Annotated in this window: 16 protein-coding genes; 5 read left to right on the top strand and 11 right to left on the bottom strand. The window is 59.1% G+C overall.

Going from position 1 to position 18,802, the window contains the following annotated elements:
- Positions 1 to 25 precede the first annotated feature (25 nt).
- Positions 26 to 1,528 carry a PLP-dependent aminotransferase family protein gene (locus WIF35_RS03210; protein WP_412480132.1) on the bottom strand — a complete coding sequence of 501 codons (1,503 nt, stop codon included), beginning with the start codon at positions 1,526 to 1,528 and terminating at the stop codon, positions 26 to 28.
- 63 nt (positions 1,529 to 1,591) lie between these two features.
- Here WIF35_RS03210 and WIF35_RS03205 point away from each other — a divergent pair, with 63 nt between their 5' ends.
- Positions 1,592 to 1,897 (top strand): DUF2917 domain-containing protein, encoded by a 306-nt coding sequence (locus WIF35_RS03205; protein WP_412480131.1) that lies wholly within the window; start codon positions 1,592 to 1,594, stop codon positions 1,895 to 1,897.
- Positions 1,898 to 1,901: 4 nt separating this feature from the next.
- Here the strand turns inward: WIF35_RS03205 and WIF35_RS03200 are convergent, their stop codons facing one another.
- Positions 1,902 to 2,114 carry a hypothetical protein gene (locus tag WIF35_RS03200; protein WP_412480130.1) on the bottom strand — a complete coding sequence of 71 codons (213 nt, stop codon included), beginning with the start codon at positions 2,112 to 2,114 and terminating at the stop codon, positions 1,902 to 1,904.
- Positions 2,115 to 2,268: 154 nt separating this feature from the next.
- Between WIF35_RS03200 and WIF35_RS03195 the strand changes: the two genes are divergently transcribed.
- On the top strand, positions 2,269 to 2,430 hold the full coding sequence (locus WIF35_RS03195) for a hypothetical protein (RefSeq protein ID WP_412480129.1): 162 nt from the start codon (positions 2,269 to 2,271) through the stop codon (positions 2,428 to 2,430).
- Between the two features lie 58 nt (positions 2,431 to 2,488).
- Here the strand turns inward: WIF35_RS03195 and WIF35_RS03190 are convergent, their stop codons facing one another.
- Positions 2,489 to 3,058: a rhodanese-like domain-containing protein gene (locus tag WIF35_RS03190; RefSeq protein WP_412480128.1), complete on the bottom strand. Its 570-nt coding sequence runs from the start codon at positions 3,056 to 3,058 to the stop codon at positions 2,489 to 2,491.
- A 154-nt stretch (positions 3,059 to 3,212) separates the two neighbouring features.
- On the opposite strand from WIF35_RS03190, the gene WIF35_RS03185 reads away from it, so the two are divergent.
- Both WIF35_RS03185 and WIF35_RS03180 read left to right on the top strand, forming a co-directional pair.
- Positions 3,213 to 3,851 (top strand): O-acetyl-ADP-ribose deacetylase, encoded by a 639-nt coding sequence (locus WIF35_RS03185; protein WP_412480127.1) that lies wholly within the window; start codon positions 3,213 to 3,215, stop codon positions 3,849 to 3,851.
- Positions 3,852 to 3,956: 105 nt separating this feature from the next.
- On the top strand, positions 3,957 to 4,304 hold the full coding sequence (locus tag WIF35_RS03180; protein WP_412480126.1) for a CZB domain-containing protein: 348 nt from the start codon (positions 3,957 to 3,959) through the stop codon (positions 4,302 to 4,304).
- An 82-nt stretch (positions 4,305 to 4,386) separates the two neighbouring features.
- Here the strand turns inward: WIF35_RS03180 and WIF35_RS03175 are convergent, their stop codons facing one another.
- From WIF35_RS03175 to WIF35_RS03155, 5 genes are all read right to left on the bottom strand, one after another.
- Positions 4,387 to 6,033: a methyl-accepting chemotaxis protein gene (locus tag WIF35_RS03175; RefSeq protein ID WP_412480125.1), complete on the bottom strand. Its 1,647-nt coding sequence runs from the start codon at positions 6,031 to 6,033 to the stop codon at positions 4,387 to 4,389.
- A gap of 133 nt (positions 6,034 to 6,166) precedes the next feature.
- Complete coding sequence (locus WIF35_RS03170; protein ID WP_412480124.1) at positions 6,167 to 6,796, bottom strand: Clp protease ClpP; 630 nt, start codon at positions 6,794 to 6,796, stop codon at positions 6,167 to 6,169.
- Between the two features lie 165 nt (positions 6,797 to 6,961).
- Positions 6,962 to 10,894, bottom strand: coding sequence for a phosphoribosylformylglycinamidine synthase (gene purL / locus WIF35_RS03165; RefSeq protein ID WP_412480123.1), 3,933 nt, complete (start codon positions 10,892 to 10,894; stop codon positions 6,962 to 6,964).
- A gap of 333 nt (positions 10,895 to 11,227) precedes the next feature.
- A complete protein-coding gene (locus WIF35_RS03160; RefSeq protein WP_412480122.1) occupies positions 11,228 to 11,725 on the bottom strand; it encodes a chemotaxis protein CheW in 498 nt (165 codons plus the stop codon).
- Between the two features lie 88 nt (positions 11,726 to 11,813).
- Positions 11,814 to 14,027, bottom strand: a complete 2,214-nt coding sequence (locus tag WIF35_RS03155) for a methyl-accepting chemotaxis protein (RefSeq protein ID WP_412480121.1) — start codon at positions 14,025 to 14,027, stop codon at positions 11,814 to 11,816.
- A 432-nt stretch (positions 14,028 to 14,459) separates the two neighbouring features.
- Here WIF35_RS03155 and WIF35_RS03150 point away from each other — a divergent pair, with 432 nt between their 5' ends.
- The gene (locus WIF35_RS03150; protein WP_412480120.1) at positions 14,460 to 15,281 is read left to right on the top strand and encodes a hypothetical protein; all 822 of its coding nucleotides are present in this window, start codon (positions 14,460 to 14,462) and stop codon (positions 15,279 to 15,281) included.
- A gap of 59 nt (positions 15,282 to 15,340) precedes the next feature.
- On the opposite strand, the gene nudC is transcribed toward WIF35_RS03150, so the two are convergent.
- From nudC to WIF35_RS03135, 3 genes are all read right to left on the bottom strand, one after another.
- Positions 15,341 to 16,117 (bottom strand): NAD(+) diphosphatase, encoded by a 777-nt coding sequence (gene nudC, locus WIF35_RS03145; RefSeq protein WP_412480119.1) that lies wholly within the window; start codon positions 16,115 to 16,117, stop codon positions 15,341 to 15,343.
- Between the two features lie 11 nt (positions 16,118 to 16,128).
- Positions 16,129 to 17,370: an MFS transporter gene (locus tag WIF35_RS03140; RefSeq protein ID WP_412480118.1), complete on the bottom strand. Its 1,242-nt coding sequence runs from the start codon at positions 17,368 to 17,370 to the stop codon at positions 16,129 to 16,131.
- A gap of 186 nt (positions 17,371 to 17,556) precedes the next feature.
- Positions 17,557 to 18,765 (bottom strand): DUF4268 domain-containing protein, encoded by a 1,209-nt coding sequence (locus WIF35_RS03135; RefSeq protein WP_412480117.1) that lies wholly within the window; start codon positions 18,763 to 18,765, stop codon positions 17,557 to 17,559.
- Positions 18,766 to 18,802: the final 37 nt, after the last annotated feature.

The raw sequence follows: 18,802 nt of genomic DNA, 5'->3' as shown, positions 1-18,802 counted from the left end.
TGTTCGCAGCTGGGCGAGGCGCCGCCTAGGCTTTCACCGCACGAAAAACCTCACCCAAACGGCGAACCGCATCTTCGATTTCCGGAGTATGCGGATTGCCGCAATTAAGGCGCAGACAATTCCGGTACATACCGCTCGCCGAGAACAACTCTCCCGGCACATAAGCCACGCACTCGGCAATAGCGCGCTCATAGAGCGCAGTCGCATCGAGATCGTCCGGTAACTCGACCCACAGCACATAGCCGCCTTCAGGACGGGTAATTCGCGTCTCCTCCGGGAAATGTCTGGCAATTGCCGCCCGCATGGCCTCCACCTGCCGCTCGTAGGAACGACGCAGGCCCCGTAGATGCCTTCCATAGGCTCCCGATTCCAGGTATTCGGCCAGAACCATCTGGGTCAGCGGATTGGTCCCGCCACTGATGATGGTTTTTTGCAAGGCCAAGCGAGCTCGATAACGGCCTGCCGCAACAAAACCCACGCGCAAAGCAGGCGACAGGCTTTTGGAAAAAGAGGCACACAGCATCACATTGCCTGCCGTATCAAAAGCCTTCACCGGCCACGGACGACGCTCTCCGAAATGCAGGTCACCGTATATATCGTCTTCGATCAACGGTACATTGCGGGCAGCCAGAAGCGTTGCCAGCCGACGTTTGTTGTCGTCCGGCATGACGCAACCGAGTGGATTGCTGCCATTGGAGACCAGCAGGCAAGCGGCTATGCTTCCCTGGCGAGTTGCCAGATCGAGTGCCTCGATCGACATTCCGCTACGCGGATCGGTTGGAATTTCCAAGGCTCGCAAACCAAGCGACTCAAGCAACTGCAGCATCAGATAATAAGCGGGCGACTCGACCGCTACCGTGTCGCCCGGCTGCGTCACAGCGCGCAAGCAAAGATTCAGCGCTTCGGTGCAACCGTTGGTGATGACGAACTCCTCTGCGGCAAGCGGCCCACCCCAGGCCAGCGAACGCCTGACCAACTGGCGAACCAAGGCCGGTTCGTCCATGTGGACATGGCTGCCACCATTCAGAGCCGTCGGATATCGCCGTGCCACCGAGCCGTACAGCCGATTCAGCATCGCCAAAGGCAGGAGCTCATTGGCCGGCAATGCGGCAGCCAAAGGGGCCACGCCAGGACGCATGCCGGACTGCAGGACGCGCACCAAACGTTGCGATATATCGACCGGCATCGGTGCTTCGGGCGTCGGTCTTGCCTGCGGCGCTGCCCTGCCCGCCAGCGGACGGCGAACGAAATATCCCGATTGCGGCCGCGCCTCGACCAGCCCTCTGTCTTCAAGTTGACGCAAGGCCTGAACAACGGTCGAAACCGACAGACGTTTTTCCTGTGCCAAGCGACGAACCGATGGTAGGCGATCGCCATGCTGCAATACACCGCCGGAAATTAGCCCGGCCAATTCTCCGGCCAGCTTTTCATAGCGCAATGATGAATTTTCCATCGGTACAGTTCTCCCCGCCGAAGACCAGCACAGTTGTATTTTCCATAAACTGTGCCGATAACAATTCAGCTTCATTGAGACTGTATCACCAGCGGTGGTTTTTCTAAACTGGCTTCACTGCAATCGGAGAGAGAAGCCATGGAAATCCAATTGGCTGGCGACGAGTTTCAACTGAGCGATGGGCTAGCGCTGAAGATCACCGGCGCCCGCGGCTTGGAAATTCGCTGTATCACCGGAACGCTCTGGCTGACTGAAGCCGGCGACGGTATGGATCATTTTCTCGTTAGCGGTCAGAGCTATCGACTGCGCGGTAACGGATTGGCCCTCGTGGAAGGGATTGGTCGTGCTAGCGCAAGCATCGGGCGTGCGCCAAGCGCATTCGAAAAATTGCGAAACCACCTGGATGCCAGCGAAGCACAGCCTCCGGCTCGAATTTGTGCCTAAACAATCAATCGAACAAATCCGGCTGCATCGGCGATAGATTGTCTCGTTTGACCGTCAGGCGGACAGGTATCCCCTGCCGCCCGATGGCCTCGACGACCATCCGACCACCCGAAGCCTCGGCCAGTACGCGAACATTGCGCGACGATTTACGGCTACGACCGGCATAGGCGACGACCACCCCGGCGGGCGGAATCCAGGCGTTACGGGCTGGAGACATGACGTTTTATCCCCGGTATTTCGATGGCCGTAGCCTACCCCTGAAAATAAATTATTCGAATACTGTACTTTTATACAGTTATCGCTTAATCTTCGCCTCAACGCCAATTACTGGTGTTTCATACAGTACCCGAATTTAGGATACGGAGGCCAACATGAAACGTCTACAACACTGGTTCGATCTTCTCGCCGGCATCTCTCATGAAGAAAATGCCCGCCTTGAACGTGCCCGCTCCATCTTTGCCCAGCACGGCCCGGATATCGACGCACTGCAAGTACCCGCCTGCTGGCGTCGACGTCAGCGCATCGGGCGCTGAATACACACGCAATAAAAAAGGCGGCAGCAGCCGCCTTTTCAGCATCTGAACTCGTCGCTCAGAATTCATCCTTGACGATCGGGAAGCCGAGCGCATCCCAATCCAGCATACCGCCGCGGTAATAGTAAATTTTGTCGGCCGGAAAACCATCGCGAACCATCGCGGTGATCGCAGTCGGGCTTTGTGGACAGACCGGCCCGTTGCAGAAAGCAAAGATCTTCTTGGCCTTGGTGCAATCCCACTTGCCAGCCTTGTTCTTGCTGCAACCCAGCTCATCCATCCGGCCAGCCACCTGGGTGTAGGGGATATGGTAGGAATTCGGGATCGTGCCCTTGATCCGGTCGTCCGGTTCGCGCATGTCGACGATCAATGCGTCCTTGTCGTTCATGGCATGCAACATCTCGATTTCCGTCACTGGATGGACACCCGGCACCGGAATCAGCGGCTGCAACCAGCCCTTGTTCTTGGCGCAGGGCGTCATCGTGCGCGTGATGACGAATGAGCCATTCTTGGTCTGTACAACGAACTGTTTTTCCTCGCCAATGATGCGCAACAGTTCCTTTTCCTGGGCCGAGCCGCTCATTGCAAGGGCTGCCAGGCCAAGGGCCAGCAATACTTTCTTGAACATGATTTTCCCCTTTTGGATGTGTTGTCGTAGCGCCAACATATAAGCACTCGCGTATATATTAATGTAACAATAACGCTTTTGTTATATTTTTTATCGCATAAACTGGTTTTTATGCGATCGCTGTCAATAGTGAATACCAATAGCATTGCGAGTCTTGCATATTCGCCGCACCATTTGGACACATATCGTCAAATTCGCGACAATCGCATCTAATCAACACCCGCATATGCTAACGATGCACGCTCCCCAATACCGTTATCTGAATGGGCGCGTTGCCCTCTATCTCGGCGACCTGACTGAACAGGCTGTCGACGCCATCGTCAATGCTGCCAATAGTTCATTGATGGGCGGTGGCGGTGTCGATGGGGCAATTCATCGGCGAGGTGGGCCGGCGATACTCGAAGCGTGTCGGGAGATACGGCGCACCCGCTGGCCGGACGGGCTGCCGACCGGCGAGGCAGCAATTACATCAGGCGGTGCCCTGCCCGCGCGCCACGTGATCCATACCGTCGGGCCAATCTACGGCCGCCACGGCAGCCGTGACGCCGATTTGCTCGCCGCCTGTTACTGTAACTCCCTCACGCTCGCCCACCGGCACGGTTTACGCAGCATCGCCTTTCCCGCTATTTCAACAGGCATCTACGGTTATCCACCGGACGCAGCGGCGCGCGTCGTATCACTCACTATCAGCGAGTGTCTTGCACCGGAAAGTTCGATCCAGGAGGTCCGCCTGGTCTTTTTCGACCAAAGGCAATTGGACATTTTCGTCACACATCAGCAATTCTGTGACTGAATCATCCCCAACCCCTTGCCGCCGCTTCGACCTGCGGCATAATTCGGGTTGCCAAGAAGCGGCGCAAACGCCGCCAACAATCAACTACTCGGAGAAATTCAGCTCATGAAGCGTATCGATATCGATAACGCCATACGCTTGCACAACCTGTGGCGGCGCCAGTTCCTCAACGCTTTCGCTGGTGGGGCCTATGCCGACATGCCGCTCTCCGAACATCGTGGCTGCACACTGAGCAAGGAATTGAGCATGGCTGAAGGCGCTTACGCGGCCACCGCAGACTATGCTCAACTAATCGCCGTACACGACAAATTCCATGCGCTGGCCAACGAAATCGTTGATCTCAGCAACAACGGCATGGGTGATGCGGCTGACCTGCTGTTGCCAGAGCTGAGCGAGGCATCGCACCAGCTGGTCACGGCCCTGGACAAGCTGCGCGAGAACCGCGACGACTGAGCTGTTTGTAGCAGCCAACGAAAATGGCGCAGATTTCTGCGCCATTTTTCTTTTGGGAAGCTGCTCCGGACTCAGTTCCGATTCAAACTTTGAAGCTATTCACCGTTGCTCGCATCTGATTGGCCAGCGCACGAATCCGGCTTGCCTCCTCGGCCGAGAAACGCACGCTTTCGGTACTTTGCTCAGAAGCCTGCGCAACACGTTCGACACGCTGGGCAATGTCATAGCTAGCCGCACCCTGTTCTGCCACCGCCTCATTAATGTCAGCAAAGGCTGCCTGAACCTGGCTTGTCGCTTGGCGAATGGACTCCAGTGCCTCACCCGCCTTGCTGGCCAGTTCCGATCCGGACTCGATACTCTGAATCACGCTATCCATCTTGCTGACCGCCACGTGGGAACTCGATTGGATACTGCCAATCATCAGGGCAATTTCGCCCGTCGCTTGGCTGGTCCGCTCAGCCAGCTTGCGTACTTCATCGGCGACCACTGCGAAGCCGCGGCCCTGCTCTCCAGCCCGTGCTGCCTCGATGGCAGCATTGAGCGCCAACAGATTGGTCTGATCGGCAACATCCTTGATTACCTGTACCACGGACGAAATGCGATCAGAATGCTGCCCCAATTCATCTATCGAATCGCCAACCACACGAACCTGCTCGGCAATTTCGACCAAGGCTGCCACTGCATCGCCAATCACCTTCCCCCCGGTTTCGGAGTGTTCTCCAGCCTCGTTTGCCATGGCTAAAGCCTCCCGGCTGTGATCCGCGACAGAGGTGATACTCACTGACAACTCCTCCACCGAAGCAGCCATCGACGATGCCGCCTCACTGGTCGAGACCGAAGCCTCTGCCGCATTCCGTGCGGCCTCATCAAGTTGGCTGGTGGCATCGTCTACACTGGCAATGCCGTTCCGCACATCCGACAGACTTTGGCGCAACACACCCATCAGATGATTAAACTCTTTCGATGTTGCCGCCACTTCATCGTGCGAAGTGATGTGGATCGACCCGGTGAAATCCTTGGTCTTGGCAGCATGCGTAATTATCCGCTGCATTTCACCCAATGGGCCGGTGATAGACCGAATGGTCATCACCGCGACAACGACCCCGATCAACAGGCCTGCGATGAGCGCTGAAACCGCCAGCCAGCGCTGCTGGCCATATTTTGCCTTGGCTGTTTCATAGCTGTTCTTGACGGCCTTTTCCTGAGCCTCTGCGATGCTACGCATCATCGGGTTGATCTTGCCCTCGAATGCCCCGTTGTATTTCAGGAAACGCGCGACCACGGCGTTCGAATAATCTCCTGCCCGGATCGACGCCAGCGTCGGCTGAATAACTTCGCTGATGTACTGCTGATACAGCGGGGTGAACTCCGCCAGCAAGCGTGCTTCTTCGCTGTCGGGCACAAGATGCCCCTTGAACGATACCAACGTCTCATCCATCCATTTGAGGTTCTTCTCAATGATGTCTGTATGAAGCGATACCGGATGATCGTGAAGCTTCACATATTCAAAAGTTGGATTGTGCTGAATGGCCCGGAATATCTGTCCAGAATTTTCAACCATCAACCGCCGAATACGAGCCAATTCCCGCATGGGCAATGTCTGATGCTCGAAAATGGATTGAATCTCCCCTTCCGCATGATTGGCAATATAAAGTCCAATCCCACCCAACATCATCATTGCGCAGCCCAAGACTGCGACAAGCGAAATCAAACGCGTTCGGATACCCATGATAATCCCCAAGTTGCTAATTTCATGATGCCTAGCAAGCTGCACAACATCATGTTGTTATTTATTTGTTCTAGATGTGCACTTTCGTTTCGCCAAGGCGACTTTAAAGTCGAGCCTCGTATACAGAACCAGTTTATTTCTTGGTTTTCTCCTTGATGCCTTTCTTGCGCAGTGCCGCTTGCTTCGAGCGTTGCAGGCGGAGCAGACGGCGGCGAATCTCGTCGGAGTCCATCCACAGGTCGGCCCCCTTCAGGATACTGGCGATCTCGGTTTCACTCAGGAAGGGCGAACACAGGCGGGTCATCACCTTCTCGAACCAATTGCTGATTGCCACCACCTCGGCCTGCTGCTCGTTGCCCTTGCCGGCGAAGATGCCCGAATAGATGTGGAACATCAGTTGGCAGTTGTCATGCACGATCAACTCGTCGCCGCACAGGAAAATCAGCGCAGCCATCGAGTAGGCGCGCGCCTCGAGAATGGTGATAACGCGGGCCGGCGAAGCCAGGATGTTGTTGATGATCTGCAGCCCGGTATTGAAATCGCCGCCGGCCGAATTCAAGTGGATGTAGATCAGATCGGTTTCTGCCGCCGAGCGCAAGGTGTAGAAAAGCTCGGTGTAATACTGCGGTTCGCGAATTTCGCCGCACAGGTAATAAGCCACCTGACGAACCGGCAGCTGTTGCTCGTAGCGAACCAAACCCCTGAAGGCCGAACTCTCTTCGCTCAGTGACTCATCGTCCGGCGTATGAAGCAGGCGATTCATGATCTTTCCTCTCCGTATCGTTTTTCATCATTATGAGCCAAGGCAAAGAGGCTCGCTACGGATGGCCGCGAGCACGGCCCCCTCCAAACAAGGCTTTTGCCAGAAACAGACAGCAATAAAAAAGGACGCCGCAGCGTCCTTTTTACCCTAAAAGCAAGCCTGAAATCAGCCGACCCAGCGCCGGGCGTTGCGGAACATGCGCATCCACGGCGAATCCTCGCCCCAGTTTTCCGGGTACCAGGACATCTGCACGCTGCGGAAGACCCGTTCCGGGTGCGGCATCATGATCGTGAAGCGGCCATCGGCCGTGGTCACGGCGGTCAGGCCGTTCGGCGAACCGTTCGGGTTGTACGGATAGACCTCGGTCGGCTCGCCCTTGTTGTCGACGTAGCGCACGGCGGACAGGCACTTACCCTGGTCGTCGGCGTTATCGAAGACGGCGCGGCCTTCGCCGTGCGAGACGACGATGGGGATGTGCGAGCCTTCCATGCCGGCGAAGAAGATCGACGGCGAATCCAGCACCTCGGTCATCACGAAGCGCGCCTCGAACTGTTCCACCTTGTTGCGGCGGAAGGCCGGCCAGTGTTCGGCACCCGGAATGATCGACTTGAGTGCGCTCATCATCTGGCAGCCGTTGCAGACGCCCAGCGCGAAGGTATCCCGACGGTTGAAGAAGGCGGCGAACTCGTCACGGCAGCCGTCGTGCATCAGGATGGTCTTGGCCCAGCCCTGACCGGCGCCGAGCACGTCGCCGTACGAGAAGCCGCCGCACGCGACGAGGCCCTTGAAGTCCTTGAGGCTGACGCGGCCGGCGAGAATGTCGCTCATATGCACGTCGACCGACTGAAAGCCGGCTCGGTCGAAGGCGGCAGCCATTTCGTAATGGCTGTTGACGCCCTGCTCGCGCAGGATGGCAACGCGCGGGCGGCCGCTGACGGCAGCGTAAACCTGGGTGAAGTCGTCCTGCGGATCGAAGGTGATCTTCGGCGTCAGGCCCGGATCGCTGGTATCGAGGATGCGGTCGAATTCCTGCTGGGCGCAGCTCGGGTTGTCGCGCATGGCCTGCATCTGGTAGCTGGTCTCGGACCAGGCACGCTGCAGGTCGACGCGCTTTTCGCGCAGCACGCGCTTGGCGTTGCGGGTGACGCGGATTTCGTCCCACTCGTTGGTCGTGCCGACGAAGTGATACGGCACGCCGCTGGCACGCAGGATCGGCGTGACCTTCTCGCGGTCGGCACGGCGGATCTGGATCAGCGCGCCGAGTTCCTCGTTGAACAACGCGCGGACGATGTTCTCGAAATCGCGGCCGGCCATCAGGTCCGGACGTTTCTCGGCGCCATCGACGTCAAGCGCGGCACCGTCGAAGCACAGGCCGTCGAGATCGAGCGAGACGCCGCGGCGGCTGGCGAAGGCCATTTCGCAGGCAGCCACAAACAGACCACCGTCCGAACGGTCGTGGTAGGCGAGCAGCAGGCCGTCGCGGTTGAGCTTCTGCACGGCTTCGAACAGGCCCTTGAGCTTGGCCGGTTCATCGACATCCGGCGCATCGTCGCCGGTGGCGTTATAGACCTGCGCCAGCGCCGAGCCGCCGAGGCGGTTCTTGCCGAGGTCGAGCAGCAGCAGTTCGGTTTCGCCCTGCTCGCTGGCGAGCAGCGGGGTTTTCGTCTTGCGCACGTCGTCCACCGCAGCAAACGAGGTGACGATCAGCGACAGCGGCGACACGACCTGCTTCTTCTCGCCGTTTTCTTCCCAGGCAGTCCGCATCGACAGCGAATCCTTGCCGACCGGGATCGACACGCCGATCTGCTTGCACAGCTCGGAAATGCCTTCGACCGTCGCGTACAGGCGGGCGTCCTCGCCCGGCACGCCGCACGGCGCCATCCAGTTGGCCGAGAGCTTGACCTTGTCCAGGCTGCCGACGTCGGCCGCGGCCAGGTTGGTCAGTGCCTCGCCGATGGCCATGCGGCCGGAAGCCGGCGCATCGAGCACGGCGAGCGGCGTACGCTCGCCCATGGCGAAGGCTTCGCCCAGATAGCCTTGATAGCCCATCGTGGTGACGGCGACGTCAGCCACCGGCACCTGCCACGGGCCGACCATCTGGTCGCGCGCCGTCATGCCGCCAACCGAGCGGTCGCCGATGGAGATCAGGAAGGTCTTGTCGGCGATGGTCGGCAGACGCATCAGGCGGTAAGCGGCGTCCTTGAGTTCGATGGAAACGGCGTCAAAGGGCACGAACGTGGGCGGCTGCGACGTGACATCACGGGTCATGCGCGGCGGCTTGCCGAGCAGCGCTTCCATTTCCATGTCGACCGGATTGACGCCGAAATGGGCGTCGGTGACGGTCAGGTGGCCGTCGCCGGTGGCTTCGCCGACCACGGCGAACGGGCAGCGCTCGCGCTCGCACATGGCCTGTAATTCGCCGATGCGGTTCGGCGGAATGGCCAGCACGTAGCGTTCCTGCGATTCGTTGGACCAGATTTCGGCCGGCGACATGCCCGGCTCCAGAGTCGGCACCTTGCGCAGGTCGAACTTGGCGCCGACGCCGCCTGAGTGGGCCAGTTCCGGCAGGGCGTTGGAAACGCCGCCGGCACCGACGTCATGCACGGAGAGAATCGGGTTGTCCTTGCCCATCTGCCAGCAGCGGTCGATGACTTCCTGCGCGCGGCGCTGGATTTCCGGGTTGCCGCGCTGCACCGAGGCGAAGTCGAGGTCTTCGGCATTGACGCCGGCGGTCATCGACGAGGCGGCACCGCCGCCCAGACCGATCAGCATGCCGGGGCCGCCGAGTTGCACGAACAGCGTGCCGACCGGGAAGGTTTCTTCCTTGAACGACTGCTCGGCCTGGATGGAACCAAGGCCGCCGGCGATCATGATCGGCTTGTGGTAGCCGCGCACGGTGCCAGCCACGTCCTGCTCGTACGTGCGGAAGTAGCCGGTGAGGTTCGGGCGGCCGAATTCGTTATTGAAGGCGGCGGCGCCGATCGGGCCTTCGAGCATGATGTCCAGCGCCGAGGCGATGCGCGACGGGCGGCCGTAGGCTTTTTCCCACGGCTGCGGCGCATCCGGCAGGTTCAGGTTGGAAACCGAGAAGCCACAGAGGCCGGCCTTCGGCTTGGAACCCTTGCCGGTGGCACCTTCGTCGCGGATTTCACCGCCGGAGCCGGTGGATGCGCCGGGGAAGGGCGAAATCGCGGTCGGGTGGTTGTGCGTCTCGACCTTGGTCAGGATGTGGGTCAGCTCTTCCTTGTAGGAATAGCCACGGTCAGCATCCGGGTAAAAACGCGGGATGGTCGCGCCTTCGATGATCGAGGCGTTGTCGGCGTAGGCCATGACCGTGCCTTGCGGATTGGCCTGGTGCGTCTCGCGGATCATGCCGAACAGCGTCTTGTCCTTCTTCTCGCCGTCGATGACCCAGGAGGCGTTGAAGATCTTGTGGCGGCAGTGCTCGGAGTTGGCCTGGGCGAACATCATCAGTTCGACGTCGGTCGGATTGCGGCCGGCCTTGGTGAAGATGTCGAGCAGGTAATCGACTTCGTCGTCGGACAGCGCCAGGCCCAACGTGCCGTTGGCTTCGACCAGTGCTGCCTTGCCGCCGGCCAGCACGTCGACAGTCGACAGCGGCTTCGGCTCGAAATGGCGGAACAATTCTCCGGCTTCGGCAAAACCGGCGAGCACCGATTCCGTCATGCGGTCGTGCAGCAAGCCGGCGACGATCTTCTTCTCGTCGGCGGTCAACGCCCGGTTTTGCTTCAGAACCACGTGGAAGGCGACGACGCGCTCGATACGCTCGATGGCTGGTTCCAGGTCGCAGTTGAAAGCGATGTCGGTGGCCTTGGACGACCACGGCGAAATGGTGCCGACGCGCGGCGCCACCAGGAACAGCTCGCCCTTGTCCTCGCCGGCCGGCACTTCTTCCAGCAGCTTGGCCAGCTTGGCGCGCTCGTCGGCGGACAGCGCGCGCTTTTGCGCAATCACATGCCAGTAGTCGGCGGTCACCGATTCGATGTCCGACACCGCCGCCGTCAGGCGGGCGAGCAGGCGTTGCAGGCGGAAGGCGGAAAAGGCGGCGTCGCCCTTGAGGCAAAGAATGTCGGCCATGGAGAAGAATTCGGCTGTGGCGGAAAGGGCGGAATTATACCTCAGACCAACCCCTGTCCGGCCTGCGGCAGCGCTTTGGGAGGCAATTCAGCAACGCCTGCGGTGCACTGCCCAAAACGGGCAAAAACCGCGGCTTTCAGCCATATTTCGAGCAATGGCCTGGCGAGCAAGCCCACTTGTTGAAAACGCAGGTAACTACAGGCTTTAGGTACTTATTCCGCGACCAGCGGATCGATCCCCCAGTGCGTAAGCTCTCCAGCCAAATCCCAGCCTTACCTTGAAGGGATGGTGGCGAGGCTCAAGTCTCGCCACGCAGGGTGAAACATCAAGAACTCACTGCACCGCAAATGGCTCGGCTTGCTGCGATGCCAGCAGCCCCAGTTCCCCGCTATTCAGCAGCCGATCGATATCGACCACAATGAGCATCCGCTCGCCAGCATCGGCCAAACCGATGATGTACCGGGTATCGAAAGTGGCCGAAAAGTCCGGCGCCGGCCTGATTTGGCCGGGAGCCAGCGCAATCACGTCCGACACCTGATCGACCACCACCCCGACGGTGAGTCCGCCGACGTTCAGAATCATCGTCACCGTGAAAGCCGAATACTCAACCTTCTCCAGGTTGAATTTGATCCGCAGGTCGATCACGGGGACCATATTGCCCCGAAGATTCATGACCCCCTTGATATACGGCGGCGAGTTGGCGAGCTTGGTCACCTGTTCGTAACCGCGAATCTCCTGAACCTTCAGGATATCGACTGCATATTCCTCGCTACCCAGAACGAAGGTCAGATATTCGCCGCCACCTTCCGCTTCCATGCCTTGCATTTGCATCGATGCATCCACAAGCCACCTCCTCTTTCCAATTCCGTCGAACAGATCGTTCCAAACCCGCCTAAGCTGACCTTACGTCAGCAGCGGATCAGAACTCCTCCCAATGATCGTCGAGCGACGAAGTCGGCGGTGCGGACAACTTGGCAGCAGGCCGGCTCAAAGCCGCCCTCGGCGCCTCACGCATGGGCGGCAACTGGGCAACGCTCGTCTGAGAGGTCGACAGCTTGAAGCGCCCCACGGCCACGGCCAGTGCATGCGCCTGTTCCTCTAGCGACTCGGCCGCTGCGGCCGCTTCTTCAACCAGCGCGGCATTCTGCTGCGTCACCTCGTCCATCTGGCCGACGGCCAGACTCACCTGCTCGATTCCCGCCGTCTGCTCACGGCTGGCGCCTGAAATCTCAGCCATGATGTTGGCCACGTTCTGAATGCTCAGCACCACCTCTTCCATCGTGCGTCCAGCCTGGGCGACCTGCTGATTGCCGGCCTCGACCTTGCTCACCGAGTCGGCGATCAAATCCTTGATCTCCTTGGCCGCCGTCGCGCTGCGCTGAGCAAGATTGCGCACCTCGGTCGCCACCACGGCAAAGCCACGCCCCTGCTCGCCGGCACGTGCCGCTTCCACCGCTGCGTTGAGCGCCAGGATATTGGTCTGGAAGGCGATGCCATCGATCACACCGATGATGTTGGCGATCTTGCTGCTCGACTGGTGGATCGTGGTCATGGTTTCGACCACCTGATGCACCACTTCACCGCCCTTCACTGCCGTCAGCTTGGCGTTGCTGGCCAGGTCGCTGGCCTGGCGGGCATTTTCGGAGTTCTGCTTGACCGTGCTGGTCAGCTCTTCCATGCTGGAAGCCGTTTCTTCCAGGCTCGATGCCTGCTCTTCGGTACGGCTCGACAGATCCTGGTTACCGGAGGCAATCTCCTTGGCCGCGGTATTGATCAGCCCCACCGCCTCGACGATATTGCCGATCAGCGATTGCAGATTTTCGCTGATCGCGTTGATTGCTCCGGCGGTCGAACCGAACAGGCCCGGATACTGGCGCTCGATGCTTTGCGTCAGGTCACCCTTGGCCAGCGACTGCGCAACGCGCGAAATATCCGTCAAGGCCTCGTTGGCGGTATTGCCCAGCGTATTGAGCAGCTGAGCCAGCACGAGGGCATAACCCTGTTTGTCGGCAACGCCGATCTGCTTGCTGAAATCGCCCTCCGAGGCCGCATTGACCATCTCGCGAACCTCGCCGATCACGGCACTAAGCACTTCGACCGTCTTGTTGACCGCATTGGCCGTCTCACCGAAGGCACCGGCATACTTCGCCTCGATTTTCTGCGACAGGTCGCCACTGGCCAGCGCCACGGAAACGCGGGAAATATCGCGCAGGCTCGTATCGGCCGTTTCCACCAGCCTGTTCAGCGACTGACCAATCTCCAGGCCAAAGCCCTGGCGCCCGCTCAGGCTCATTCGCTGACCCAGATTGCCCTGCTCAGCCGCAGAAACGATGGCCTGAATATCCACCACCAGCGAACTCAAACCCTGCTGCATGGACGACATCGCTTTCAGCAGATCGGCAATTTCATCGCCACCCGAATCCTGAACATTGCTATCCAGGCGCCCTTGGGCGATGGCACCGGCCACCGCGACCGCCTGGCCAAGGCGCTGCGAAATCTGCTTCGACTGGGATAGCGCAATGAAAATCCCGATGGCAATCGCCAGAATGGTCGAGCCGATCAGGATCGCTTGCACGAGTTCGGCCGCATTGCCTGCATCGACGGCCGACTTCTCCATTTCGCTTTCCTGATATTTACCGAAGGCCTCGGCCGCATCCCACAGCGCATTGTTGGCCGCACCGACTTCCTTCAGAAACTCCGCCGTCTTTGCGCGGTCACCGCTGCGGATCAAGACGATAGCCTTGTCATACAAGGGCCCCAGCTTGTCGCGGGCAGCAATCATGGCGCCGACCATTTCCTTGCCCTGTGGCGTGTTCATCATGCCTTCAAGCTTGGTCATATCCTCGCCGTTGCGCTTACGGTTCTCGAGGATCTTTTCGATGATCTTTTCGGCATCGGCCGGGTTTTCAGTCATCGCCGCACCGCGCAACTGGCGTCCGTTATCGATCACCCGCTTGATGATGCCCTGAGCCATCATCACCTTGGGGTATCGGTTATGAACCACGGTGTCGATGTTATGTTCCAGCTTGAGCAGGAACCAGTAAGCGATTGCACCGGCCACCAGGAAAATACCCAAGGTGATACCGAAACCCGTCAGCAACTGCCGACGAATCGGCGCTTTGTTCGAAATCATACGACCCCCCAAATGCCCATATTTTGCGACGCAAGGAATTGCCACATCGACGAAAATATCAAATCGTCAACAGGAATATTAGTTTTCACAAATACTATAAGTTTTTAGCATTTACAACGCTATTGATGCAGGTCAACCAGAAGCGTTTCCCCTCATCCGGAAGGCAACTATCTCCCGGCCGAGGCGCAATGCGCGAGACGCACATTGAACGCCAATAAAAACAAAAAAACAATGGCATTCATCAACCCCCTAGCAGACCACAAAACCCTCTTCCCTGCAGGCTTACTGGCGATTCGATCAAAGCCAAAACAAAGAGTTCCGCGGTCATAAAAATTCAAAGGGCATTTCCTGGGCGCACGCTGAGCCGACGTGAAAGACCCGATACGTTTCGCCAACGCGGTGAAGCTGGGCCGCTTGCGTACAATGCCGCCGATGTCTTTTTCGCCTCAGCCTTCCGAACGCCTCGCCTTCTACCGGGCCGTTGCCGCTTCGCTCGCCATTCACGCCATTGCGCTGGCCCTGCCTCATGCCGAGCCGAGCCGCGAACTAGCGTCGGCCGCGCCTTTGCAGGCACGGCTGGCACCGCGCGTCGTCAAGACGCCGCCAGTGCCGGAAGTCGCCAATGCCCCCGCGCCTAACGCCAAGGCCGGCAAGCAGAAGAAACAGCGCGAAATATTGGCCGTCGACCGCTCGCCCAACGCCAGCCGCAGCGCGCCAACCTGGACGGCCGCGCAAAAGACCGAGATGGACAACTTCCTCAACGAACTCGCCGACGAAGCCAAGCGCAAACCGCCGCCGACGCTGGCCCAGCGCTCGCTCGCCATGGCGCGTGAAGTCGGCCGCGAAATGGCACGCGCCGACGAAGCCGGTGAAGCGTTGCTCGAACTGCGCCCGAACGGCCCACCAGCCAATCCTTTCAGTCTGGAGTTCTATCTTGACGGACTGGTCCGCCGCCTCAACCGCAGCGCCGGCTTTGTGAACGCCGAACGTAAGCACAAGGGCGTACAAACCGCCGCCGTGCAATTCCGCCTCAACCCGGACGGCACGCTCAAATCCTTCGTCGTGCTCAATGCCGCAGATCAGGCCGACGAAATCGCCTTCATCAAGGCCGTCGTCGAACGTTCCGTGCCCTTCTCGCCCTTCCCGCCCGACATCGACAAAGCCGCCCGCTCGCTCGGCGTCACCATCTGCATCCAGCCCGGCCGCAACAGCGAGCCCGGCTTCACGCGCATGCAAGGCGGGCGCTGTCTCTAGTAAACAAGACCCACTGCTGCGGTGCACTGCCCAAAACGGGCAAAAACCAGAGGCAGTAATCAGCCGCGCATTTCGGCGCAGGCCGCGTCGATCAATTGGCGCGAAATGCTGATCGGCTCCGGCAGCAGGGGCAGATCGTCCAGCGAGTACCAGCCGGCCGCCTCAATCTCACCCGGCTCGGGCACGATGTCGCCACCGGCGTAGTCGGCAAAGAAGGCAACCATCAGCGAATTGGGGAAAGGCCACGGCTGGCTGGCGAAATAGCGCAGGTTGGCGATCTCGACGCCGACTTCCTCGCGCACCTCGCGAACGGCGCATTGCTCCAGCGTTTCGCCCGGCTCGACAAAGCCGGCCAGGGCGCTGAACACGCCGGCCTTGAAGCGCGGGCTGCGCGCCAGCAGCAGCTTGTCGCCATCGCGCACCAGCACCATCACCGCCGGCGAAATGCGCGGATAAACGATCAGGCCGCAGTTCGGGCAATCCATGCCGAACTCGCCCTCCTTCATCTGCGTCGGCGTGCCGCATTGGCCGCAGAAACGATGGTGCTTGCGCCAATCGAGCAGCTGCACGGCCCGCCCGGCCAGCGCGAAAACCTCCGGCCCAGCCAGCGCAAACACGGCACGCAGCGAGGTCGGCTCGCCGCCAGCGACTTCGGGAAAGCGCTCCACATCCAGCGCATGACACGGCTGCCCGGCCAGTTCGCCGACGTACAGCGACTCTTCTGCCGGCTCCACCGCTCCCGCCGGCAAGGCCGGAAACAGTGCCCCGGCCGCATTGCCGGGCAAGGCCAGCAGCTGGTGTTCGCAACGCAGAATCCAGAAAACCGTCTTATCCATGCTCTCCCCAATCAACCCTGGCGCCCGTGCATGACAATGCGGGCGACGAACCAGATCGCCACCAGATTGGCCGCCACCGCCACATAACCGACCTGCGGGTAGCCGACGATCCGCCCGCCGGCATCGAGCGAGGTCAGATAGCCGGCCAGCGTCGTCGCCAGGCCCATGGCTAGCGACTGCACCGTGCCGTTCAACGACAGGAACGTGCCGCGCAGCTTGGGCTGGGCGGCCGAAGCGATGATCGCCATGGCCGGAATCATCCGCCCCGAGATCAGCACGAAAAAGCTGGTCGTGCACATCACCCAGACCCACAGCGGCACCGCGCCCACATGCGTCAGCACCAGCAGCGGCACCATGGCTAGCCCGGCCACCAGGCGATACACCTCCACCTTGCCGTGCTTGTCCGCCCAACGCCCGATCAGCCGGGCGCTGATGAAGGTGGCAAAGCCGCCGACCAGATACACCAGCGGAATGTCCTGCTGTGCGATGCCCACGTTATTGACCGCATACACGGTGATGTACGGAATGACCGTGAAACCGGAAAAGATGATCAGCGCCGAAAACAGCAAGGCGCGCAGATGATTGGCGTCGCCCAGCACGCTGAAGGTGGCCGACAGCAGATGCGCCCGCTTCTCCTCGCTCAGGTGATGGCGCAGCTCCGGCAAAAAACGCAGGCCGACGGCGAGAAAGATCACGCTCAGCACGGCAATGAATATGAATGGCGCGCGCCAGCCGAGATGGTTGGCCAGCCACAACGACAAGGGCACGCCGGCAATGGTCGATACCGAAAAGGCACTGGACACAATGCCGCTCGCCCGCGCCCGGCGCGAGAACGGAATCGCATCGCCCAACATGGTGTGGATCAAGGCCCCCATGATGCCGCCGAACACCCCGGCCAGCCCGCGCGCCAGCATCAACACCGGATAACTCGGCGCCAAGCCGCAAGCCAGCGTGGCCAGTGCAAACAAGACAAAGCTCACCAGCAACAACCGCTTGCGCTCGAACAAATCAACAAAGGTCGCCGCCAACACGCCAGACACCGCCGCGCTGAAACTGTAGGACGCCACCAGCAGGCCGAACTCATGCGTCCCGATGCCCAGCGCCGCCATCAAAATCGGCCCGAGCGGCATCATGATCATGAAATCGAGAACATGGCTGAACTGAATGCCCGCCAGCGTCAGCAGGAAAAAACGTTCGGCACGGGGAGAAAGCTCGGTGGACATCGGGGCAGCAGAAACAAGCGTGGGCGACAAGGATACGCGGCTTGGGCGGCGGTGTCGCTCAAACGCAGCGCCGGTAAGACATAGGCGCTGCGCTATCGTTCAGGGCAAAAACCGGCTACTGCTGCGGTGCACTAGCCAAATACGGGAAAAACCGTGGTCTGGCCCCGATAAATTGCCGATTCATCAACAGACCCTGAACAGCTCCAGTAACGTCGCTTAATTGGACTCTTTCGAAAATGCCGCCAATCGATGCCGGAAGGTGCCGACAAACGCATTCGCAAATTGTCTCAGCTGCTGGATTACCTGTTGCCGATGCATCGGATCGTCGAGATTGCCAACAGGAACGTCTGGAGATGATATGTACTTTTTGTCCCCCTGTTTCTGCCAAACGAGTGGAATTCCAATTTCTGTTTCGATTAGATCTCTATCGGAAAGCAATCGATCGAAATAGTCATCACGAGTTGCAAGGGACTTGGCGAACGTCAAATAGACCCCTGCTCTTGAAGAAGCTCGCGCCAGAAAGATACTAATCCACGCATATGCTCCACCAGGTGGCAACTGAAGAAACAAATTGGTACTTTTCGGAATGCTCTTTGGGAGTGGCTGAGTCTTATCCTCAATCTCAAAACCGGAAAGAAATTCAGTCCAAAAAGAGTTGAACCATTGGTTATCTTGAGAAGGGGCTCCAGCGTTGTCTTCGCTGTTAGCCAACTGCTCAAACTCCACAGGCCCACTTGGACCCATTAGTATAGTTCTCTGAATAATCTCAGTTTTTGCCAAAATACGAGGCAGGAGTAATGTCTCTTTATTTGGCAAACGGTAAGCAGCAACCTCAATCAAAGCGAGGCCAAACCGCAGATTTCCGTAGCGCTCGAGGAAACCTACTAGCGACTCCGCGTCAGAACGAATTCCATCTCCAACGATGAGCAGCAGAAAATCACCTTGCTTGAGGCTCCGATTAATGCCGTCAACAAAGGTAATCTCATCCAACTCTGTGACGACATTCATGACCCGCTTAAGGAGATATCCAGCATCGGCTTTCGCCGCCATGGCGACGGCGCGTGCTAGATCATCAAAGGACCAGAGGGTTAGTTGTTTTGCGTAGTCCAAAATCTGAGCAACGACCGCTCGGCGAGCCTCAGGGTTTCGCCAAAGCTTTGTTTCAACCAAGACCAATTGCCCAGTAGGTGTTACAAAAAGAATATCGGCTGGTCCAGCATCGGTCCCAAGTTCCATACAAAGGGGAATCAAAGGGCCAATATGCGGATCAATTTCGCTAACAGGCAAGGATTGAGGGGCCGCAAATAGTGCTTCTTGTAGCCAGCGTTCACTAAAGTTCTGATCACTACTATTGAACGAGATTCGTTCGAGAGTATTTGTTTCGAACTCCGCCCCGACTAAGATTGGATTTGCAAATGCGCTCATCCGAAAAGCATATCAGGAAGCAGGCTGTCAGTCTTAG

The sequence above is a fragment of the Azonexus sp. IMCC34839 genome, assembly GCF_047047955.1.
In the GTDB taxonomy this organism is placed as follows: Bacteria; Pseudomonadota; Gammaproteobacteria; order Burkholderiales; family Rhodocyclaceae; genus Azonexus.
Note: the sequence above shows the minus strand (reverse complement) of the source record. Positions and strands in the feature narration are given on the sequence as shown.

Coding starts and splice junctions, on each gene's coding strand:
- WIF35_RS03180 (WP_412480126.1), top strand. CDS start 3,957: ATGAAGCGTATCGATATCGATAACGCCATACGCTTGCACAACCTGTGG.
- WIF35_RS03210 (WP_412480132.1), bottom strand. CDS start 1,528: ATGAAGCTGAATTGTTATCGGCACAGTTTATGGAAAATACAACTGTGC.
- WIF35_RS03195 (WP_412480129.1), top strand. CDS start 2,269: ATGAAACGTCTACAACACTGGTTCGATCTTCTCGCCGGCATCTCTCAT.
- WIF35_RS03170 (WP_412480124.1), bottom strand. CDS start 6,796: ATGAATCGCCTGCTTCATACGCCGGACGATGAGTCACTGAGCGAAGAG.
- WIF35_RS03150 (WP_412480120.1), top strand. CDS start 14,460: ATGTCTTTTTCGCCTCAGCCTTCCGAACGCCTCGCCTTCTACCGGGCC.
- WIF35_RS03160 (WP_412480122.1), bottom strand. CDS start 11,725: ATGCAAATGCAAGGCATGGAAGCGGAAGGTGGCGGCGAATATCTGACC.
- WIF35_RS03205 (WP_412480131.1), top strand. CDS start 1,592: ATGGAAATCCAATTGGCTGGCGACGAGTTTCAACTGAGCGATGGGCTA.
- purL (WP_412480123.1), bottom strand. CDS start 10,894: ATGGCCGACATTCTTTGCCTCAAGGGCGACGCCGCCTTTTCCGCCTTC.
- WIF35_RS03175 (WP_412480125.1), bottom strand. CDS start 6,033: ATGGGTATCCGAACGCGTTTGATTTCGCTTGTCGCAGTCTTGGGCTGC.
- nudC (WP_412480119.1), bottom strand. CDS start 16,117: ATGGATAAGACGGTTTTCTGGATTCTGCGTTGCGAACACCAGCTGCTG.
- WIF35_RS03200 (WP_412480130.1), bottom strand. CDS start 2,114: ATGTCTCCAGCCCGTAACGCCTGGATTCCGCCCGCCGGGGTGGTCGTC.
- WIF35_RS03155 (WP_412480121.1), bottom strand. CDS start 14,027: ATGATTTCGAACAAAGCGCCGATTCGTCGGCAGTTGCTGACGGGTTTC.
- WIF35_RS03135 (WP_412480117.1), bottom strand. CDS start 18,765: ATGAGCGCATTTGCAAATCCAATCTTAGTCGGGGCGGAGTTCGAAACA.
- WIF35_RS03190 (WP_412480128.1), bottom strand. CDS start 3,058: ATGTTCAAGAAAGTATTGCTGGCCCTTGGCCTGGCAGCCCTTGCAATG.